This window comes from Acinetobacter sp. NIPH 1852 (genome assembly GCF_022549455.1).
Lineage (GTDB): Bacteria > Pseudomonadota > Gammaproteobacteria > Pseudomonadales > Moraxellaceae > Acinetobacter.
The window spans coordinates 16,587-38,553 of sequence record NZ_JAKZGG010000011.1 but is presented as its reverse complement, the minus strand read 5'-3'; the positions used below and the strand labels follow the sequence as shown (position 1 = coordinate 38,553).

Sequence of the window (21,967 nt, the reverse complement as noted above, 5' to 3'; positions counted from 1 at the left end):
ATTTAAAAATGAGCTTCCCGATTACCACACGTGAAATTGAATACACCGCTGCCGATGGTCAACGTTTGATTGGTTATTTTGCAGCCCCAGAGATTGATACGCCTATTGCAGGTGTCATTGTTGCACCTGAATGGTGGGGCCGTAATGAGTATACTGAGCAACGTGCCCGTGGACTTGCTGAGCATGGTTACGCTGCTTTAGCGATCGATATGTATGGTGATAAAAAAGTCACAACTGCTGTTCCTCAAGCCTCTGAATGGATGAATCAGACTTTTGAACATGCCGATACCATTGTCGATCGTGCGCAAGCGGGTTTAGCGACATTAGCAGCTCAACCAGAAGTTAATACTGAACAACTAGCCGCTATTGGTTTCTGTTATGGCGGTAAGGTTGTGCTTGATTTAGCGCGTTCTGGCGCAGATGTAAAGGCAGTCGCAACCTTCCATGCAGTGCTAAGTCCTAAAGCGCCAGCACAGAAAGATCAAGTTAAAGCTGAGATCTTAGTGCTGCATGGTGAACTCGATAGCATGGTAACTTTAGATGACGTGGCAAGTTTCCGTCAGGAAATGCATGATGCTCACGTGGATCATGAGGTGATCATCTTTGAAGATGCTAAACATGGTTTCAGTAATCCACTCGCTGATGAACGTGCCAAAGCCAACAATGTTGACTTGGGCTATAACGCTGAAGCAGAGCGTCAAGGTCTTGAAGCGATGTATGAGTTGCTGGATAAACATTTAAAATAATCGGTAAATAATTGGCTAGATGATTTTTCAAAACTTAAATCCGAGTTAACATCATCTTGATATCTAAACCCTCGATAACAGTTGCTCGTGCAAAGGCGGCATGGATGCCGCCTGTTGGGCTGCCTTGCGCTAGTTTCAAAGCGTTGCTTTAAAATTGCTCAGGATGTAATGTCAGTTCAATAAAGGATTTTTGCTTACTTTTTATCCTTAAAAAGTAAGGCGAGCCGCAGGCTGATGAAAAAATTACATGCCGCCCACCCACAAGTAAATGCTTCGGCTTATATCAGCAAATGTTTAAGAGAATTTAAATTAGAACGTCGTTCTATTTCCGCTATACTATCCTTCTGCTTTTTAATGTTCTGATTCATGCCTGATTTCTCATTTTCCGATGCACTGCTGACTTGGTACGATCAACACGGTCGCCATGATTTACCTTGGCAAGTTGCGGATGACCCCTACAAAGTTTGGGTATCAGAAATCATGTTACAACAGACCCAAGTCAAAACCGTTCTACAATATTTCGATCGCTTTATTGAGCGCTTCCCGACCGTTGAAACCCTTGGTCAAGCCAGTTGGGATGACGTTGCGCCCTATTGGGCTGGTTTGGGCTACTATGCTCGTGCGCGTAACCTACACAAAGCCGCAGCGATCGTCAGTCAACAAGGTAAATTCCCTGAAACCTTAGAACAATGGATCGAACTCCCTGGTATTGGGCCATCTACCGCAGGTGCGCTGATGTCACTTGGTCTACGCCAATATGGCGTGATTATGGATGGCAATGTGAAACGTGTTTTAGCACGGTTCTTTGCGATTGAAGATGATTTATCCAAGCCAGTGCATGAGCGTGCTTTATGGAACATTGCCGAGCAGCTATGTCCCCACGAGCGTAATCATGACTATACCCAAGCGATTATGGATTTGGGTGCAACCGTTTGCACACCGAAGAAACCATTGTGTTTATATTGTCCGATGCAACAACATTGCCAAGCCTATCAACAAGGCTTAGAACAACAGCTTCCTTTTAAAAAAGCCAAAAAGCCTGTCCCTGTCAAAACGGCTGATGTGCTGCTGATTCAATCAGGTGATGAATGGTTATGGCAACAACGTGAATCCCACGGTTTATGGGGTGGCTTATATTGCTTACCAATCATTGAGCAAGCAACCGAATTACAACAGATTGAGCGACACTTCAAACTTCAAGCTCAAGTATCATCTGTACAGATAAGCCATAGTTTCACTCACTTTACTTGGCTATTGCATGAAAAACTGTTCCACGTGGAACATGATCAAAAGGAACAACTCAGTATCGAACTCGGTGGCATCTGGTTGAACCCTGCCGCTGCGATTGCCAAAGGTGTTCCTACAGCCATGAAAAAATTGATTACTGCGAAACCAAAGGCAGAAGACATTAAGTAAATTATGATCTGTCCAATGACAAGGAGTTGATGTGCATCATCCAATCCGCTATACGGTTCTTGGTGTATTCATGGTGTTTGTTTCAGCGTGTAGCACTGCCCCAAAAAAACCAACACCATTGCCCAGTGTCCAACTGAATAAACTTCAAACAATGCGTTTAGACAGTCGCTTGCCCATCCCTGTTAAAGGAGTAAGCCGTAGTGAATTACGGGATACTTGGGGTGCTGCGCGTAGCCAAGGTCGTAGCCATGAGGGCATTGATATCATGGCAGAGCGTGGTACGAAAGTGTATAGTGCAACCGATGGGCTGGTCGCTGATTTACGCAACAATAATTTAGGTGGCAAAGTGATTTGGATCCGTGGACCAGCAGGCTCATGGCATTATTACGCACATTTAAATGGGCATAAACGTGGTCTCAATGTCGGCGATTATGTCCGTAAAGGTGACTTTATTGGCTATGTCGGCAACACGGGCAATGCGCGCCACACTGCCCCACATTTGCACTATGGCATTTATTTAAATGGCAAAGGACGTGGTGCAGTCAATCCATACCCTTATTTACGTTAGGAACACGCAATGTCAGAAGTATTAATCGAACGGCTGGTTGAATTTGCAGAGTCTGGAAATCAGCAAAAAATCATCATCAATGGAACCAGTTATCAAGGCTGGATCATGGAAATCACTGAAGATGCATTATTGATTAGTACGGGCTTTGCAGATAAAACAGGTAAAGACTTTTGGCTTAAATTTGCGGATTTAGACAGCGCTGAATTGTATTATTGGGATACACATGCTGATGAATGGCTGGTATTTAAAATTTAATTAAATCGATTAAAACCGAGCAGCGAACAACGATTATAGAGATGGCATGGATGCTACATCTCACCCTGAAAAACTTGCGAAGCTTTGACTACTTTTCAGATCATGTCTGAACAAAATTAAAATATATTTCAACTAAAGTGCATGATCATGTGGGCTGATGATAGAATCCAATAATGATTCAACAAGACATCACAAAGATTCTTAAAAAAACCCATCAAAAACGAATTTCATAAAAAATAAGGAGTGGTTTCATGTCCCCTCAACGCTGTGGTTGGTGCTCTAACGATCCACTCTATATCGCTTACCATGATGAAGAATGGGGCAAAGCTGAGCATGATGAAGCCCGCTTATTTGAGATGCTCTGTCTCGAAGGACAACAAGCAGGCTTATCATGGATTACCGTACTGAAAAAACGTGAAAACTATCGCTCACATTTTTTCCAATTTCCGATTACAGAAATCGCCGCACTGACAGATGATCAACTTGAAAACAAACTCAGCGATGCAGGTTTAATTCGTCATTTGGGCAAACTCAAAGCGATCCGAGACAATGCCATTGCTTGGCTCAAACTCAAAGATGAAGTTGATGATGTGGCATCTTGGTTATGGAGCTTTGTTGATCAGCAAATCTTAGAGAATGATGTGGCGGATTATCGTGAAGCCCCTGCGCAAACTGAGATCAGTCAAACACTTTCCAAAACATTGAAAAAACGTGGTTTTAAGTTTGTAGGCCCAACCACCTGCTATGCCTTTATGCAAGCTGTAGGTATGGTCAATGACCACGAAAATGACTGCCATTTTAAATAGTTTCTTTCAAATTTTCCTTCAATAGGAGTTGCTATGAGCAATAACCTCATTCGTGCTTATGCTGCAATGCAAGCAGGAGAACAACTGGTTCCTTACCAATTTGATGCAGGTGAATTACAAGCGCATCAAGTCGAAGTCAAAGTGGAATACTGTGGTCTGTGCCATTCCGACCTGTCTGTGATTAATAATGATTGGCGCTCAACAAGCTATCCTGCTGTTGCAGGACATGAAATTATTGGCAGCATTGTTGCGCTTGGCTCAGAAGCCAAAGGACTCAAAATTGGTCAACGTGTCGGCATTGGCTGGACCGCGGAAAGTTGCCAAGCCTGTGATCCATGTATTGGCGGCAATCAAGTGCTATGTACAGGTGAAAACGTGGCGACCATCGTGGGACATGCTGGTGGATTTGCTGAGAAAGTCCGTGCAGGTTGGCAATGGGTGATCCCTCTTCCTGACGATTTAGATCCTGAAAGTGCAGGACCATTACTTTGTGGTGGTATTACGGTTTTTGATCCTCTACTCAAACATAAGATTCAGGCGACACATCATGTTGGGGTGATTGGTATCGGTGGCTTAGGTCATATCGCGATTAAATTACTCAAAGCGTGGGGCTGTGAAATTACTGCATTTAGCTCCAATCCTGATAAAACCGAAGAACTCAAAGCCATGGGCGCAGACCATGTGGTCAATAGCCGTGATGCGCAAGCGATCAAAGCCCAACGTGGTAAATTTGATTTATTGCTTAGTACGGTAAATGTGACGCTGAATTGGCAAGCCTATCTCAATACACTTGCACCGAATGGCTGCCTGCATTTCTTGGGGGTAACTTTAGAACCGATTCCTGTTTCCGTTGGAACGCTCATGAACGGGGCCAAATCAGTCACCTCTTCTCCAACAGGTTCTCCTTTGGCACTGCGTCAACTACTACAGTTCGCAGCACGTAAACAGATTGCACCGCAAATTGAGTTATTCCCAATGTCTCAACTCAATGACGCCATTGAGCGACTTCATTCAGGCCAAGCACGTTACCGCGTCGTGCTGAAAGCCGACTTTGACTAACTCAAAGCTGGCTTCAAACTCTGTCTAACCCAATCCGCCAACTGTTGAATCGCTTGGCGGATTTCTTCTGTAAAGGCATGCCCTGCATTTAAGCGTAGATAATGTTGATAGCGCTGATCTTCACCAAATACCTCTCCAGGTACAATATTAATGCCCTTGCTTTGCGCCAAATAATACAGCTCCAAACCTGTAATCGTAGTTGGCAATTGCATCCACAAAGCATAACCGCCTAGAGATTGGCTTAATGCAATTGGAATGCCTTGAAAGGTCTCTAGAATACAGGCACGATACTGTTCCACCTGCTGCATCAACCTAGGTCTCAACTGATCTAAATGCTCGCGATAAGCACGACTATAAATAAAATCTGCCAACCCAAGCTGTAAAGGTGTATTCACCCCAATATTATTCGCCAAAAATTGAGGGCGTAGATGCTCAAGTTGTTGCCCCAAGCAAAACCAGCCGACACGGTAGGCACTGGATAGGGATTTCGACACCGAACCACACAAAATCACGTAGCCTTTTCGATCCCAGTGCCGAATCGGTAATGGACGTTCTTTTTGATAACTACATTCGGCATAAATATCATCTTCCAGAATAAAACATTGATACTGCTCAGCCAGCTCAGCAATCCGCTGTTTCTGTTGATTACTTAAACAATAGCCCAGTGGATTTTGAAAATTGGCAGTCAACAAACATAGCTTGGCACTGCCCTGCCGCATAAAGAATTCTAAGCGCTCTAAGTCAATACCTCGATGATCCGCAGGAATTTCGATAATTTTGCGTTTCAACCCTGCAAGCAACTGCAACTGACCATTAAAAGTCGGCGTTGGAATCATGATGCTATCGCCTTCTTTGCTCATCTGTTGAATCAGTAAAGAAATCGCAGGCAAACAACCATTGCTAATAAAAATATCGTCGGCTGCGATGTACACCCCATCCTCACGCCAGTGGTCAGAGAGTGCCTGACGTAATTGCTCATGCCCCTGTTTATTGCAATACAAAAAGTCTTCAGGCTGACAATGCTTCAATGCTCGTTGCAAAGAACGGCGCAAACCATCGACAGGAATCAAATGCGGAGAAAGTTGAATCGCACCTAATGGGGTTAAATGACTTTGAATTGAGGCAGTCTGAATTTGATTCTGCAAATCCAAATTGGAAACTTGCCGAGCCATTGATTCAAATTGAGGGCTATCTGGAATGGGACTTTGATATTGTCTTGAACTGACAAAATAGCCAGATTTTGCTTTCACATAAATCAACCCTCTTGCTTCCAACAGTTCATAGCATTGTTGTGCCGTACTTAAACTCACTTTTTGTTGACGTGCAAATTCCCTTAAAGAACTCAACTTATGTTGCGGCTGTAATTCATGCTGATAAATTTTGTGTGCAAGCTGTTCTGCAAGGCGTTGATATTGAAAAGTCATTTTCTGTACTGCTTTTTTAAAAATTTCTGTATCTGTATTGGTTTATACAACACCATTAAGCTATAAAAATCAACTACAGGAGGATAAGGCAATGAAAAATAAACTCTTATTTATAGTATGTAGCATCCTATTTACGGGCTGCCAATTTACCGATCAGAATGCTTATCAACAGCAACAGGTCTGTAAAAGACTTGCTGAGGGGTATTTAACCACGCAAAACCAGCAGAGCTATGAGTTTTGGAAACTCGAACAAGCCGCGACCCATGAGCAACAAAGTACGCTCAAATTGACCTATAAAAAACCTAATGAAAATGGGCTGATTTTGTCGGGTGTATATTTGCCTACCATTGAACTTGAATGTACTTTAAAGAATCAGCAGATCATGGTTTCAGTCATCCAAGCCAAAGGTGTATTAGTTACAGTCTTGAATGTACAACTTCAGAATGAGGCTATTGGCAAACCGAAAAGCCCTGACTTAATTGCTCAGTCAAAAACTCAATAAATAAACGGACTCGCTTCGGCAAATGTTCTTGTTGATAATAAACTGCATGGATGCTTTGGTATGAATGCTCAATTTGATCCTCAAATAGCGCTTCTAAACGACCTACTTTTAGGTCTTTCCATATCTCATATTCTGATAGCCGTGCGATTCCCTGCCCACGCAAGCATAATTGTCGCACGGTCTCCCCGCTAGATGCCTTCATTTGAGCTTGCGCCAAGAAATACGCATTATCCACTTTAATCGGCCATGTATTGATATAGGCAGGACGAGTAAAGCCGATGAGATCATGATCGGATAGTTGTTTTGGCTGATCTGGTCTGCCTTTACGTTTTAGATACTCAGGGCTAGCAACAATATAGACTCGACTTTTACACACCAGTTTGGCATGTAGACTTGAATCATGGAGTTCACCGAAACGGAATGCCACATCGGCTTTATGTTCAAGTAGATCAATGACCAAATCATTGCTGTTTAGTTCTATTTCAATATTGGGATAACGCTGTCTAAAACCCTGCACTAAGGGTGCAATCACATGCAAGATAAAAGGCATCGCCGAATCAATCCGTATCAAACCAGAGGTCGCCTGATCTGATTTTTGTAAGGCTTCTTCCGCGGCATTTAAGTCATTGAGAATTTTACGGGCATGATTAAGAAACTGTTGTCCTTCTTGGGTAAGTTTTAATTTACGTGTGGTTCGCTCGACTAAAGTCACTTCTAGTTTTGTTTCTAAACGGCTTAACGAACGACTCAGCCCAGATGAGGTCTGCCCTAATTTTTCTGCGGCGGCAATAAAAGAACCCGTGTCCACAATACTAATAAAAGCAACCAATTCCTCTATTGTTGATTTCATTGCAACGCTCAATTATTGATAATTAATCAACTATATTTTGCAAATTCCTGTATTTTTTAGCAACAATAATCATCGCAGAATTGCACCTATAAACTAAATACGCTCAATTGAGCAAAATAAGATGAGGTGAACACGATGCCAACTTCTACATTTAATTTTGCATTTGAATGGGATCAATAATATGAGCAGTCGCATTAATCTTCCTTTGCTGGCACTGGCAATTGGTGCATTTGCGATTGGGACGACCGAGTTCTCGCCTATGGGACTATTGCCCAATATTGCCAACGATCTGGGGGTGTCCATCCCCAGTGCAGGCATGCTGATTACAGGTTATGCATTGGGCGTAATGCTTGGTGCGCCGATCATGACCTTGTGGTTCGGTGGCTTTGCTCGTCGTAATGCACTCATTCTATTGATGGCAATCTTTACCATCGGCAACCTGATCGCAGCGTTTGCTCCGAATTATATGAGCCTCATGGGCGCACGCCTGATCACCAGTCTGAATCATGGCGCATTCTTCGGCATTGGCTCCGTGGTTGCCGCCAGTGTCGTTCCAACACATAAACAGGCCAGTGCGGTTGCAACCATGTTCATGGGACTGACCATTGCCAATATCGGAGGTGTACCACTTGCGACGTGGGTGGGGCAAAATATCGGTTGGCGAATGTCTTTCCTTGCGATTTCTGTACTCGGCGTTATCACCATGTTATCGCTTTGGAAAGCCCTGCCTGTTGGCTCTGTTGGACAAAAACCCAATATAAAAATGGAACTCAGCGTGCTAAGTCGACTCCCAGTGGTATTGGCATTGCTCACAACCGTGTTTGGGGCTTCAGCGATGTTTACTCTATATACCTATATCGCGCCAAGTCTAGTTGAGTTCACTCAAGCATCACCACTCTTTATTACCATGATGCTGGTCCTCATCGGGATTGGTTTCTCAGTGGGTAATCATTTCGGTGGTAAATTTGCTGATTTATCGATTGATAAGACCTTAATTGGCTTCTTGCTGTTATTGATCGTACTGATGCTCATTTTCCCGATCCTCGCACAAACTCAGCTGGGTGCTGCGATTGGTTTGGTGGTTTGGGGTGCAGCAGCCTTTGCGATTGTTCCACCCTTACAAATGCGGGTGATGTCCGTTGCCCATGAAGCATCAGGACTCGCATCTTCAGTCAATATTGGCGCATTTAATCTGGGCAATGCCATTGGTGCGGCCGCAGGTGGGATGGTACTCAGTCTCGGTTTAAACTACGCAGCGGTTTCCATGATCGGTGCGGTATTAGCAGGCATTGGTTTAATCTTGGTGTTCATTCAAATCAAACTCTCACGCAAACACAACGCCCAATATCAACAATGCCCTCAAGCTTAAATTAAAAAAATGCCTGATTTAAATCATAAATCAGGCATTTTTTATTTCAACAAATCAGGTAATTTCGGTTGTTTATATAATGGGTGATGCACTTCTTTTTTCATTTTCATCAGCATTTGATAAGGCTGTTGCTGTACAAACATATTGACAAAACTCAACGGAATCGCCCCTGCTGGATCTGCATAACCACTGGTGGAAACTTTGACCTTATTTTCCGCAACTCTCTGAAAGGTCCAATCCCCCTCATAGCGACTCAAGCGGATAATGTCAGGCTGTTCAGGATAATCATACTTAATCGCTTGATTCTTAATACTAATGCTACCATCCGCATTTTTACTCATTTTACCTTTAATCACCACATCACGGTCTTTGAGCGGAAAGGGAAAATCCAGCACCATGTACAGAATAAATTCACCTTTTTTCTCGTCACGAGACAACAGTTGTGCTTTACCGACATAAGGTACCCATTTCGGTGTGCGCTCCACATCCAGTACCACTGCCACCGCACGCTCTAGCGGTACATCAAACGTGGTTTCAGCTTTATACTGAAACACAGGATTATTTTCTGTTTGATAGGTCCAAACCTTAATATCATTGCGATGTAGGCTAAGTTTTGCAGTTTCTGCTGTCGCACTTACAACTACGCTGGTGACACTCAGTAGCGCAGCGAGAACAATCTGTTTTTTATTCATGGCATGCTCAATTGTTTTAATGATAGCGAGAGCTTGCTTCACTTTGATTTGAGTGCAAAGCTCAACAAGCTCTTTTTATAGTGCAAAAAAGTAAAATTTTATACTTGAATATCGTTAAAACCTAAAACATCTTTCATGTCATATTTACGTGCTTCACGTCCCACCACCCATGCAGCAGCACGCACAGCACCAGAAGCAAAGTTCATACGATTGGTGGCTTTGTGCGTCACTTCAACACGCTCACCTTCACCAATAAACATGACCGTATGTTCACCCACGATATCACCACCACGAATGGTTTCAAAACCAATGGTTTGACGATCACGTGGACCGGTATAGCCTTCACGACCATAGACAGCAACTTCTTTTAAGTTACGCCCTAAAGTATCTGCAATCGCCTCACCCATCATAAATGCAGTACCTGAAGGTGCATCGACTTTATGGCGATGATGCGCTTCAATAATCTCAATATCGACCGTATCACCAAACACTTGAGCCGCCAATTCCAATAGTTTAATTGAAACATTGACCCCAACGGAGTAGTTGGCTGCGTACACAACAGGTGTTTGTGTCGCTGATTCGTCTAAAAATGCCTTCTGTTCATCTGACATGCCCGTAGTGCCAATCACCATCGCAACGCCAGCTTCACGACATAATTTAAGATGCTGTTCGGTTGCCACAGGTGCGGTAAAGTCAATCACCACATCACAGTCTTTTAAAACTTCACTCAAACTTCCCACCACCTTGACACCGATGCTACCCACACCTGCAAGCTCGCCTGCATCCGCACCGACCAAGCTGCTTTCAGGACGCTCAACTGCGGCTGCAAGTTGGTAGCCTGCTTGTTGCACAGCTTGAATCAGAATACGCCCCATGCGTCCGCCTGCACCCAAGATTCCTATGCGTGGAGAAGTTGACATAATTTTTCCCAGTCTTTTATTTAAACAATGTGGCTACTATAGCAAAACTCTATCGTTCCGCTAAAAAATTCCCACAAAAAAACCTGCCGAAGCAGGTTTTTTCTGTTGATGTCGATTAATCAAATAGACGATCAAAGAATGATTTTTTCTTTGGAGAAGAAGTACTGTCTTCACCATCAAAAGAAATCTGTAATTCTTTTAACAACTCACGCTGACGGCTAGTTAAGTTCACAGGCGTTTCAATCACAATACGGCACAGTAAATCACCTTGCATACTGCTGCGCACTGGACGAACACCTTTGCCGCGTAAACGGAACATTTTACCCGTTTGCGTACCTTCAGGAATTTTTAGGCTGACACGGCCATCAAGGGTTGGAATCTCAAGCTCTTTACCCAAAGCAGCATCCGCGATACTGACAGGAACATCCATATACAGATCAGCGCCATCACGTTGGAAGATTTCGTGTTCACGTACCACAACTTCAACGTACAAATCACCTGACTGGCCATCACGAATGGCTTCACCTTTACCCGTTAAGCGTACGCGATCACCATTGTCTACCCCTGCAGGAATGGTCACTTCTAGGGTCTGCTGACGATCAGCAACACCTGAACCATGACATGCATGACACGGATTTTTAATGATTTTACCTTGACCACGACAGGTGCTACAGGTTTGCTGAACAGAGAAGAAACCCTGCTGCATACGCACTTGACCTGCACCGTGACAGGTACGGCAGGTTTCTACATCATTCGGGTTTTTAGATCCTTTACCATCACAGACATCACAAGGGGCTGGCGCAGTAAAGGTAATGGTCTTTTTAATCCCCTTAACGGCTTCCTCAAGCGTGAGTTCCATGACATAGCGAAGGTCTGAACCACGGCGTTGACGCTGTTGTTGACGACCACCGCCACCAAAAGCACCACCAAAGATATCGCCAAACTGGCTAAAAATATCCTCTGCGCTAAATCCGCCGAAACCACCGCCACCGCCGCCGAAACCACCTTCGAAAGCGCTATGTCCAGCACGATCATACATGCTGCGCTTTTCACTATCGGAAAGCACTTCATAAGCTTCAGAGGCTTCTTTAAATTTGTCTTCAGCTTCAGGGTTGTCTGGATTACGGTCTGGGTGATACTTCATCGCCAACTTACGATAGGCTTTTTTGATCTCATCATCACCTGCGGTTTTCGAAACGCCTAAAACCTCATAATAATCACGTTTAGCCATGGTTGGCGGTGCTCCTCACGGAATTAATTCAATTTCTACAAACAAATAGGCTCTGCTGGCATTTTATTTATAAAAGCCAACAGAGCCTTAATAGGGGCTGTACGATATTTTTACAAGGTCTAATACCATAAAAAAAAGACAAAATTAGAAAACAGCTTTATTTTTAAAGTACTTAGCAACACCTTTTAGCCATGCATTTAACAAAAACAACCATGCAATCAGACTAAATACCACACCTGTGACCGTTGTCGCTGTGACCCAGAGCGTGCTATCCCACGCAACAAAGAACAGTGGGATAAACCATAGCGCTGCAAATAAGGCCATGAGAATAAATAACAGCACATTACGCATAATCCAAAGTGCGTGCGCATGTATCCATACCTCAGCATTATCCACAACTGCAACTTTTCGCGCTAATACATATGCAAAAGCGGCAAACACGATTGTAAATAATGCAAGAAACATGAACACGTAAGAAATCGCCACGTATCGGCGATGCTGCTCAATATTACCTTGCCCCATGCGCTATATCACCTCATTCATCACATTTTGCCAAATCAGCCATGCAATGGAATTCCATTATTTTTTTGGTCTTAAATATAGATGCTACTATATTGAAATTTTCAATATTTCGCACCTCTATTCACAAAATAATTATGTTAGATCTGCTGTTTTCTTGACCTTAAACCACGCTGCGTACAGTGCAGGTAAGAAAAATAAGGTCAGTAGAGTCGCAACAATCAATCCGCCCATAATCGCAACCGCCATTGGACCAAAGAAAATACTGCGGGATAAAGGAATCATCGCCAACACCGCAGCCAGTGCAGTGAGGACGATGGGACGAAAACGACGCATGGTCGCGCCAATAATGGCATCCCATGCAGCGTGCCCTGCTTGTATGTCTTGCTCAATTTGATCAATCAAAATCAACGAATTTCGCATGATCATTCCAGAAAGTGCAATCGTTCCTAGCATCGCAACGAAACCAAACGGTTTGTTGAACAATAATAGAAAAGCCACTACCCCGATCAAACCCAACGGTGCGGTTAATAAGACAATCGTTGCTCTAGACATGCTGCGTAACTGAATCATCAATAGCGTCATCACCACCGCCAAAAATAACGGCATACCCGCGTTGACGGAACTTTGACCTCGTGCTGACTCTTCTATCGTTCCACCGACCTCGAGCAGATAGCCACTTGGCAACTCTGCACGTATCGCTTGCATCGGATCAGCCAATTGTTGAACCACAGTTGCAGGTTGTAACTGGGTTCGAATATCAGCCCGTACCGTAATGGTTGGCAGGCGGTTACGATGCCAAATTAAACCTTCTTCAAAACGTGATTCAATTTGCGCGATTTGTGCCAATGGCACAGTCGTACCATTGCTGGTTGGAACCGATAAACTGGCCAAAGAAGCCACTTCTGCACGCTCGGTTTGATCACCACGCAAACGGATCTCAATCAATTCTCGTTTTTCACGATATTGATTCATGACTGTACCCGTTATCGAAGCATTCAAGAAATTGGCTAAATCAACACTAGAAACGCCCAATTGCCGCGCACGATCTTGGTCAATTTCAATTGCAATGATTTTGCTTGGCTCGCCCCAATCCAAATGTACATTGGTGGTATTTGGATCTTCACTCACAACTTTAGAAACCTGCTGTGCCCATTGACGTACTGTGCCCAAATCTTCACCCGAGATACGGTATTGCAATGGATAGCCTACTGGCGGACCATTTTCCAATAAAGAAACACGCGTCCGTACCTGAGGCAATAAAGCTTTAATTTGTGTCTCTAAAGAACGGCGAATCTCATCCCGGTCATCCAAAGAGGAAGCCAATACCACAAACTGAGCAAAGCTGGCTTGCGGTAATTGTTGGTCTAAAGGGAGATAAAAGCGTGGTGACCCTGTGCCGACATAGGCCACATAATTATCGATCCCATCTTGTTTAGATAAAAATTGCTCCACCTTTTGCACAGCTTGTTCTGTTGCCGTCAGTGATGCGCCCTCTTCCAGTTTTAAATCCACCAAAATTTCCGCACGGTTTGACGGTGGGAAGAATTGTTGGGGAACCAGTTTAAACATCATCACCGACAGCACAAAAATCCCGACGGTAATGGCGATCACCGTCTTACGATAGGTAATACAGATTTCGACCACATGGCGGAAAGACTGATAAAACTTGGTCTGGTATGGATCATGCTGCTCTGCATGTGCCTGTACCACAGGTGCAGGTTGTTTACGCAATCTCGCCCATAAGCGTAGATACCATGCCGCTTTTTGCTGTTGCTTGCTAAAATCGGGCAGTAATTTTTCACCCAAGTAGGGCACAAATAAAACCGCTGCAATCCATGACACCACCAATGCAATGGTCACCACTTGGAAAATGGAGCGCGTGTATTCGCCCGTACCTGATTGCGCTGTCGCAATCGGTAAGAAACCTGCTGCGGTAATCAGTGTTCCTGTCAGCATTGGAAAAGCTGTGCTTTGCCATGCAAAGCCTGCGGCTTTGAGCCGACTGTAGCCCTGCTCCATTTTAATCGCCATCATTTCAACCGCGATAATGGCATCATCCACCAACAGCCCCAATGCAAGAATTAATGCACCAAGCGAAATCTTATGTAACCCAACATCAAATAAAGACATTCCTGCAAAAGTCATCGCAAGAACTAAAGGAATCGATAGTGCAACTACTAAACCCGTGCGGAAACCTAAGGAAAAGAAACTGACCAATAAAACGATAATCACCGCTTCAGCCAACACTTTTAAAAACTCTTGAATACTGCGTTGCACCGCCACGGGTTGGTCTGACACTTTTTGCAGTTTCATACCCAAAGGCAGGCTTTTTTGTAGCTGGTTAAATTCGGTTTCTAGGTTTTTACCCAGTGCGATAATATCGCCGCCTTTACGCATCGAGACCGCAATCCCAATGCCATTTTCGCCCATAAAGCGCATTCTTGGCTGAGCAGGTTCGCTGAAACCGCGGTAGACATCTGCCACATCGCCCAATTGAATGGTTTTATCACCCACTAAGAGCGGCATTTTTTTCAAATCTTCGACGCTGTGTAAATGTCCACTGACGCGAAGTTGGATACGATCTGTGCCCGTTTCAAAGAAACCTGCACTGGCCATGTCATTTTGTTTTTGAATCGCTTCCTGAATCGCAGTGACAGGAACACCGAGTTGTACGGCTTTGGTATTGGACAGTTCAATCCAAATGCGTTGATCTTGCAAGCCGACCAAATTGACTTTGCTCACATCCTTGACCCGTTGCAATTGCAGTTGCAAACGGTCGGCATACTCTTTCATGACGGCATAATCAAAATCTTTGCCTGTCAGCACATAGATATTGCCGAAGGTATCACCGAACTCATCATTGAAAAAAGGACCTTGCACGCCACTAGGCAGTTCTGAGCGAATGTCATTGACCTTCTTGCGCACGTTATACCAGACATCAGGAATTTGGCTCGATGGCAAGCTGTCCTTCGCCACGAAAGTCACCAAAGACTCTCCAGGGCGTGAATAGGCCATAATGCGGTCATACTGACCCGTGGTCATCAGTTCTTTTTCAATACGGTCTGTGACTAAGGTTGAGACTTCTTTGGCGGTTGCTCCAGGCCAAAAGGTTTGTACCACCATCACTTTAAAGGTAAACGGCGGGTCTTCACTTTGCGCCAGCTTGGAATAAGACATCACGCCGACAATGCCCAATAGCAGCATAAAGTACAGCACAATCCCTTTATTTTTTAAGGCCCATTCCGAAAGGTTAAATTTCATGATTAACCTCCCGCTTTGATGCTAACTTCGCGATTTTCACGATCAATCGGGTGAATTTTTTGCTGATCCCGCAACAAATGTACGCCGCCAACCACCACCCAGTCGGTTGCTTTTAAACCTGACAAAATCGGCACACTGTCACGTCCATAAGTACCTAAAGTCACAGGAACTTTACGTAATGTTTGATTGGCATTGACCACCCATAAATAGGCTTGCTGATCTGTCGCGGTGACACTCGACAACGGCACACTCAAAACATTGCTGTCCTGACTGACAAAAAATACGCGGGCGCTTTGTCCAAGCTGAATACTAGACTGACCTTCTAACAGTGAAACTTTGACGGTAAATGTCCGTGATTGAGCTGCTGCAGGTGAAACTTCACGAACTTTTGCAGCAAAACGAGCTTCTGGCTGAGACCATAAAGTTACCCAAACCGCCTGACCGACTTTGATGCCACTCACCGCCTGTTCTGGTACACCAAAAACCACCTCACGCTCGCCATCAATCGCCAACTGATAGGCCGCCTGTCCTGCGGCGACCACTTGTCCCGTTTCAATTTGACGCTCGGTAATGACTCCGTTTTTATTAGAAATGAGCTGGTTATATCCCGTTTGATTGGCGGAAACTTGGTAATTCGAGCGTGCTTGTTGCAAATTTGCTTGTGCAGATTCGTGTTGATTTTTTACCGCATCGAATTGTGAGCGACTGACGGCATTGACAGGCAACAGTTGCTGATAACGTTGATATTCTTCAGCGGCAATTTTAGCTGCTGCCTGTGCACTTTCCAATTGTGCCTTGGCTGCGTTCATTTGCAATTGCGCATCTTTTACATCGAGTTTTGCTAAGACTTGCCCAACCTTGACTCGATCACCCACATCGACATAACGCTCCGTTACCTGTCCCCCAACGCGGAATGCCAATGCTGTTTGTTGTTTTGCCTGTACATCACCTGCATAGCTTTTTTGATCGGTGTGATTACGACTCGGTTGGGTCACCATGACATAAGGAATTTCCTCCGTCTTGGGAACTTCTTTTTGGCATGCTGATAAAGTGACACTGCTGAGGACAAGCAACCCCACAATTACATGATTTAGCAGATTCATCTCTGTTTCGCTCTTATTCAAATTGATTTTTTAAGGCACAATAAAGTCTATTGACAGCAACCATCATAAATTGTTTAATTTTTAATTAATATACCCATGAGTACACTAATTAAAAATTAAATCTAGTGTTTTGATTTTGAATTAAATTAAAAGAGAACATAACGTGCAAATCAGCAGCGGCCGCCCCAAAGATTTAGAGAAAAGAGCCAAAATATTACAGGCTGCGAAATCTATTTTTTTAAAATTGGGCTATCACGCAGCCAATATGAATCAAATCGCCAAAGAAGCTGGAGTGACCAAACTCACGGTATATAACCACTTCCAAGATAAAGCCAACTTGTTTATTTGTGCGATTGAGGAAACCTGCGAAGAATCGATTTGCGCCAAAGAATTTGTACTCACAGCTGAAACCAATTTTGAGCAAGCGCTGTATTTAATGTGTCACCGTGCTTTAAGTATTATTTATTTACCTGAAGCACTGAAACTTGATCGGGTTCTGTTTGAACTTGCTGCTGAGCAGAGTCCATTAACACAACAATTTTTTGATGCCTCACATACTCGGATGTGCAATGTCTGGTGTGATTTCTTTCAGCAAGCCATCGCGCTTCAATTCATTCAAGCAGATGAACCTCTTGCGCAAACAGAATTAATCTTGTCACTGATGTTAGGTACACGTCACCATCGAGTTTTATTGGGCTTAGACGCAGTACCCTCAATCACTGAAATCGATCAGACCATTCAGCAAGCAATCGCACTTTTTTTGCTTAAATATCAAGCTAAAATTTAGAGAATTTTCACATTTCTTTGCATTCTGCACTTGGATTGTCTCTCAATCACGCTATAGTCGAATAGTCAGTGGTGCTGTTGTATGCCACTGGTACTTTCGACATGCGCCATATACGGCACAAGATTTTTTAGACAATAACAAGCGATGGTTGAGGGAGAAATAGCATGGTTCAGCAAATTACTGCTCCATTACGTGAAGATGTCCGCTTATTAGGCAATTTGCTTGGCGAAACCTTAAAGCAACATGCTGGGCAAGAATTGTTTAATCAAGTTGAGCAAATTCGTACCCTCGCCAAAGACGCACGTGATGGTCAAATCAAAGCAGAAAAACAGCTTGAACAATTGTTTCTCAACTTAAAAGACGAAGAAATTTTGCCGCTAACGCGCGCATTTTCTCATTTTCTCAACTTTGCCAATATCGCTGAACAATATCACGTAGTACGCAGCCGTCGTCAGGCTGAGTTTGATGAGCACGCCCCAAATCCAAATCCACTCTCGCATTTATTTGAAAAATTCAACGCCAAAAAGATCAGTCCACAACAACTGTTCCAACAAATTTGTGATTTAAAAATTGAATTGGTCCTTACCGCTCATCCGACCGAAATCAGCCGTCGTACCTTGATTCAAAAATATGATGATATTACTGATTGTTTGTCCCAGCTGGATCAACAGAAGCTAACACCAAGAGAACGCCAACACAGCGTTGCCACCCTCAAACAACTGGTCAGTTCCGCTTGGCAAACTGATGAGATTCGCCAGCACCGCCCAACTCCTGTGGATGAAGCAAAATGGGGCTTTGCCACCATTGAGCAGAGCTTATGGAATGCTGTACCAAAATTTGTGCGTGAACTGAATGAATTGACACAACAGCATTGCGAACAGTCTTTACCGATGACCATTGCACCGATCCGCTTTGCCTCATGGATGGGGGGTGACCGTGATGGCAATCCGAACGTTACCCATCAAGTGACTCAAGAAGTGCTGTGGTTATCGCGTTGGCAGGCGGCTGATTTGTATCTGCGTGATATTGAAAATCTACGTTGGGAACTGTCGATTCAAAGCTGCTCAGCAGAGTTGAGCCAAGCTTTGGGTTATGAACATCCTGAACCATATCGTGAATATTTACGCAGTACCCGCGAACGCTTAAAAGCAACCCGGTATTGGTTGGCGCAACGCCTACAAGGTCAAGAGGCAGATGATAGTAATATCATCAAAACCACAGAGGAGCTACTCGCGCCTTTACTGCTGTGTTATCGCTCGCTGATAGACAGCAACCTAGCTGAAATCGCCAATGGGCAATTGCTTGATTTCATCTATCGGGTCAACTGTTTTGGGATTGAACTGCTCAAACTGGATATTCGTCAAGAATCAGGACGACATCGCCAAGCGATTTCAGCCATTACTGAATATTTAGGCTTAGGCAATTTTGAATCTTGGACCGAACAAGCACGGCAGAATTTTTTAATTCAGGAATTACAAAGCAAACGACCATTATTGCCTAAATTTTTGAATGAACCCGAAGGCAGCCTGATTCAGCACCCTGATGTGCTCGAAGTCTTTGCCACCATGCGCACCTTAGCAGAACAGCCGAGTGAGAGTTTGGGTGCCTATATTATTTCAATGGCAGAATACCCAAGCGATGTACTGGCGGTTTTACTTTTGCAAAAAGAAGCAGGCATTCAACAAGCCTTACGGGTGGTGCCATTATTTGAAACGCTCAAGGACTTGGACGGCGCAGCCAAAACCATGAATACCTTATTCAATATGGATTGGTACAAACAGCACATCCAAGGCAAACATGAAGTGATGATTGGCTATTCGGATTCTGCCAAAGATGCAGGGTTTATGTCAGCCAATTGGGCGCAGTATCGTGCGCAAGAAGAACTGACTGCTATTGCGAAAAAACATGGTGTGCGACTGACCTTATTCCATGGTCGTGGTGGCTCGATCAGTCGTGGTGGTGCTCCAACTCAACAAGCTTTATTTTCTCAGCCACCGGGGTCAATCTCTGGGGCGATTCGCGTCACTGAACAAGGTGAAATGATTCGATTTAAATTCGGATTGGAAGGTATCGCACTACAAAACTTAGAAATTTATACCGCTGCGACACTTGAGGCAACCTTGTTGCCACCACCTGAACCAAAGCAGAAATGGCGTGCTTTGATGAATCAAATGACAGATTTATCAGTACAGGTCTATCGTCAAACCGTGCGTGAAAATCCAAATTTTGTCCGTTATCTACGTACCGTCACCCCAGAACTAGAGTTGCAAATGTTGCCACTGGGTTCTCGTCCAGCGAAACGTAAAGTCACTGGTGGGATTGAATCGTTACGTGCGATTCCGTGGGTATTTGCATGGACACAGATTCGCTTGATGTTACCTGCATGGCTTGGAACGGGTACGGCGATTAATCAAGTACACGAGCAACATAAAAACACACTGGATGAGATGCTGGAGCAATGGCCTTATTTCCAAACCTTAATTGATATGTTGGAAATGGTCTTGTCGAAATCCGATGCGGATATTGCACTGTACTATGAATCACACCTCACCCAAGATCAGGACTTAAAAGTATTGGGTGTTGAACTACGTCAACGATTACAAAATGCAGTCGATACCTTACTCAGCCTGAGAGGTGAATCAAAACTGCTCAGTAATAATGAAGTGCTGGATCAATCGATGCAGGTGCGTAAACCCTATTTACTACCGCTGCATCTATTACAAGCCGAATTGATGAAACGTCGTCGTGCATATTTGACTGAACATCAAACCGAACATAGCCCTGTCGATCATGCCTTAATGGTCAGTATCGCGGGAATCGCTGCGGGCTTGCGCAACACGGGCTAATAGGTCATTTTCCTCAGCGCCATCAACAGAGACCACTGCTGTTGATGGCTCAATTGGCAAAATATGCCATTTTTTATAAAATTTCTTGAAAAAAATTCAAATATTATTTTGAAAATAAGATGCTTAACTTTTCAAACAATTTAGCCAAAATAAATAATAAATCCGATAAGTTATTTTGAAGTGTATTTTACCAAAAGGTAAAAATATGAATAGATAAAGTGTTCGCCCCAAGATTCTTAAAACAATATAGGTGAAAGCACGATTTAAGACAGAGTATCATACGCGCTGATATCTCCTTATGAGTCTAATTTATGTCAAGTTGGTTCCCAAAATGGCAGCCGTATCAGGGCAAGATTGATCATCGCCCTGTTGCGACCAATGAATATTTACCGCCCTTACAAAGTGCGGTGTTAGGGGTTCAGCACGCATTTGCCATGTTTGGTGCGACGGTACTAGCGCCGTTGCTGATGGGCTTTAGTCCTAACCTTGCCATTTTAATGTCAGGGATTTGTACCATCCTGTTCTTCCTGATGACAGGTGGTCGTGTTCCCAGTTATTTGGGTTCGAGTTTCGCCTTTATTGGCGTCGTTGCGGCCGCAACTGGACATATCACAGGCTCGGGAGCGAATCCCAATTTATCGGTCGCTTTGGGCGGTATTATCGCCTGTGGGGTACTGTATACCTTGATTGGTTTAGCCGTCATGTTGACAGGGACGCGCTGGATCGAAAAATTGATGCCGCCTGTGGTGACAGGGGCTGTGGTGATGATTATTGGTTTAAATCTTGCGCCGATTACCATTAAAAGTGTGGCAAGTCAGCCTTTTGAGATGTGGATGGCATTGATCACCGTACTGTGTATGGGTCTGATCGCCGTTTTCACCAAAGGTTTATTACAGCGGTTATTACTTTTGGTTGGTTTATTGATGGCCTATGCCATTTATGCCATTGCAACCAATGGTTTAGGTCTCGGCAAAGCCATTGATTTCTCGCAAATTGCTGCTGCACCTTGGTTTGGTATCCCAAGCTTCTCAAATCCGACTTTTGACCTCAACGCCATGCTGATTATTGCTCCAGTTGCCCTCATTTTAGTGGCAGAAAATCTCGGGCATATCAAAGCCGTTGGTGCGATGACGGGTGAAAACCTGACGCCTTATTTGGGCAAAGCATTTGTGGCTGATGGTGTTGCCACGACCTTATCAGGCAGTGTTGGTGCACCAGGCATGACCACATACGGCGAAAATATCGGCGTAATGGCAGTGACACGGGTGTATTCAACCATCGTGTTTGTGATCGCGGGGGTATTTGCGATTTTCTTGGGACTTTCACCTAAGTTTGGTGCGGTGATCAGTACCATCCCAACTGCAGTGCTCACCGGTGCTTCGATTGTGGTATTTGGTTTGATTACCATCGCAGGAGCGAAGATCTGGATCGAAAATAAGGTCGATTTTTCCAATAATAAAAACCTGATCGTTGCCTCCGTGACCATCATTCTCGGGGCAGGTAACTTTGAACTGCTGTTTGGAAATTTCAACTTGGGTGGTATTGGTACCGCGACCTTTGCTGCGATTTTATTGAATTTGCTGTTTAGTTTAAAAGATAAAAACTAATCC

Annotated in this window: 19 protein-coding genes; 11 read left to right on the top strand and 8 right to left on the bottom strand. The window is 44.1% G+C overall.

Going from position 1 to position 21,967, the window contains the following annotated elements; translation table 11 throughout:
- Window positions 1–8 precede the first annotated feature (8 nt).
- The 6 genes from MMO38_RS10300 (at window position 9) to MMO38_RS10275 (ending at window position 4,850) form a co-directional block, all read left to right on the top strand.
- Window positions 9–746, top strand: coding sequence for a dienelactone hydrolase family protein (locus MMO38_RS10300; protein WP_241323474.1), 738 nt, complete (start codon window positions 9–11; stop codon window positions 744–746).
- 366 nt (window positions 747–1,112) lie between these two features.
- Window positions 1,113–2,162 carry an A/G-specific adenine glycosylase gene (gene mutY, locus MMO38_RS10295; RefSeq protein WP_241323473.1) on the top strand — a complete coding sequence of 350 codons (1,050 nt, stop codon included), beginning with the start codon at window positions 1,113–1,115 and terminating at the stop codon, window positions 2,160–2,162.
- Between the two features lie 70 nt (window positions 2,163–2,232).
- Window positions 2,233–2,730, top strand: coding sequence for a M23 family metallopeptidase (locus MMO38_RS10290; RefSeq protein ID WP_241323526.1), 498 nt, complete (start codon window positions 2,233–2,235; stop codon window positions 2,728–2,730).
- Between the two features lie 9 nt (window positions 2,731–2,739).
- Window positions 2,740–2,985 carry a hypothetical protein gene (locus tag MMO38_RS10285; protein WP_004673616.1) on the top strand — a complete coding sequence of 82 codons (246 nt, stop codon included), beginning with the start codon at window positions 2,740–2,742 and terminating at the stop codon, window positions 2,983–2,985.
- Between the two features lie 251 nt (window positions 2,986–3,236).
- On the top strand, window positions 3,237–3,791 hold the full coding sequence (locus MMO38_RS10280) for a DNA-3-methyladenine glycosylase I (RefSeq protein ID WP_241323472.1): 555 nt from the start codon (window positions 3,237–3,239) through the stop codon (window positions 3,789–3,791).
- A gap of 33 nt (window positions 3,792–3,824) precedes the next feature.
- Window positions 3,825–4,850 carry an NAD(P)-dependent alcohol dehydrogenase gene (locus MMO38_RS10275; RefSeq protein WP_241323471.1) on the top strand — a complete coding sequence of 342 codons (1,026 nt, stop codon included), beginning with the start codon at window positions 3,825–3,827 and terminating at the stop codon, window positions 4,848–4,850.
- Here MMO38_RS10275 and MMO38_RS10270 read toward each other — a convergent pair.
- The gene (locus MMO38_RS10270; protein WP_004673621.1) at window positions 4,847–6,274 is read right to left on the bottom strand and encodes a PLP-dependent aminotransferase family protein; all 1,428 of its coding nucleotides are present in this window, start codon (window positions 6,272–6,274) and stop codon (window positions 4,847–4,849) included. The genes MMO38_RS10275 and MMO38_RS10270 overlap by 4 nt on opposite strands.
- Before the next feature lie 91 nt (window positions 6,275–6,365).
- Here MMO38_RS10270 and MMO38_RS10260 point away from each other — a divergent pair, with 91 nt between their 5' ends.
- Complete coding sequence (locus tag MMO38_RS10260; RefSeq protein ID WP_241323470.1) at window positions 6,366–6,776, top strand: hypothetical protein; 411 nt, start codon at window positions 6,366–6,368, stop codon at window positions 6,774–6,776.
- On the opposite strand, the gene MMO38_RS10255 is transcribed toward MMO38_RS10260, so the two are convergent.
- Entirely contained in the window at window positions 6,724–7,626 is a 903-nt protein-coding gene (locus MMO38_RS10255) for a LysR substrate-binding domain-containing protein (protein WP_241323469.1), read from the bottom strand. The genes MMO38_RS10260 and MMO38_RS10255 overlap by 53 nt on opposite strands.
- Before the next feature lie 181 nt (window positions 7,627–7,807).
- On the opposite strand from MMO38_RS10255, the gene MMO38_RS10250 reads away from it, so the two are divergent.
- On the top strand, window positions 7,808–8,995 hold the full coding sequence (locus MMO38_RS10250) for an MFS transporter (RefSeq protein WP_241323468.1): 1,188 nt from the start codon (window positions 7,808–7,810) through the stop codon (window positions 8,993–8,995).
- A 41-nt stretch (window positions 8,996–9,036) separates the two neighbouring features.
- Here the strand turns inward: MMO38_RS10250 and MMO38_RS10245 are convergent, their stop codons facing one another.
- The 6 genes from MMO38_RS10245 to MMO38_RS10220 all read right to left on the bottom strand — a co-directional run bounded on the left by MMO38_RS10245 (window position 9,037) and on the right by MMO38_RS10220 (window position 16,724).
- A complete protein-coding gene (locus MMO38_RS10245; protein ID WP_241323467.1) occupies window positions 9,037–9,687 on the bottom strand; it encodes an START domain-containing protein in 651 nt (216 codons plus the stop codon).
- Between the two features lie 98 nt (window positions 9,688–9,785).
- A complete protein-coding gene (dapB, locus tag MMO38_RS10240) occupies window positions 9,786–10,607 on the bottom strand; it encodes a 4-hydroxy-tetrahydrodipicolinate reductase (protein ID WP_004673634.1) in 822 nt (273 codons plus the stop codon).
- 115 nt (window positions 10,608–10,722) lie between these two features.
- Window positions 10,723–11,838, bottom strand: coding sequence for a molecular chaperone DnaJ (gene dnaJ / locus MMO38_RS10235; RefSeq protein WP_004673636.1), 1,116 nt, complete (start codon window positions 11,836–11,838; stop codon window positions 10,723–10,725).
- Window positions 11,839–11,982: 144 nt separating this feature from the next.
- Window positions 11,983–12,360 carry a hypothetical protein gene (locus tag MMO38_RS10230; RefSeq protein ID WP_004673637.1) on the bottom strand — a complete coding sequence of 126 codons (378 nt, stop codon included), beginning with the start codon at window positions 12,358–12,360 and terminating at the stop codon, window positions 11,983–11,985.
- Between the two features lie 132 nt (window positions 12,361–12,492).
- Window positions 12,493–15,621 (bottom strand): efflux RND transporter permease subunit, encoded by a 3,129-nt coding sequence (locus MMO38_RS10225; RefSeq protein ID WP_241323466.1) that lies wholly within the window; start codon window positions 15,619–15,621, stop codon window positions 12,493–12,495.
- Window positions 15,622–15,623: 2 nt separating this feature from the next.
- Complete coding sequence (locus MMO38_RS10220; RefSeq protein WP_241323465.1) at window positions 15,624–16,724, bottom strand: efflux RND transporter periplasmic adaptor subunit; 1,101 nt, start codon at window positions 16,722–16,724, stop codon at window positions 15,624–15,626.
- Window positions 16,725–16,887: 163 nt separating this feature from the next.
- On the opposite strand from MMO38_RS10220, the gene MMO38_RS10215 reads away from it, so the two are divergent.
- From MMO38_RS10215 to MMO38_RS10205, 3 genes are all read left to right on the top strand, one after another.
- Window positions 16,888–17,511, top strand: a complete 624-nt coding sequence (locus MMO38_RS10215; RefSeq protein ID WP_241323464.1) for a TetR/AcrR family transcriptional regulator — start codon at window positions 16,888–16,890, stop codon at window positions 17,509–17,511.
- 164 nt (window positions 17,512–17,675) lie between these two features.
- Window positions 17,676–20,357, top strand: coding sequence for a phosphoenolpyruvate carboxylase (gene ppc / locus MMO38_RS10210; RefSeq protein ID WP_241323463.1), 2,682 nt, complete (start codon window positions 17,676–17,678; stop codon window positions 20,355–20,357).
- 311 nt (window positions 20,358–20,668) lie between these two features.
- On the top strand, window positions 20,669–21,964 hold the full coding sequence (locus tag MMO38_RS10205) for a solute carrier family 23 protein (protein WP_241323462.1): 1,296 nt from the start codon (window positions 20,669–20,671) through the stop codon (window positions 21,962–21,964).
- Window positions 21,965–21,967 lie beyond the last annotated feature (3 nt).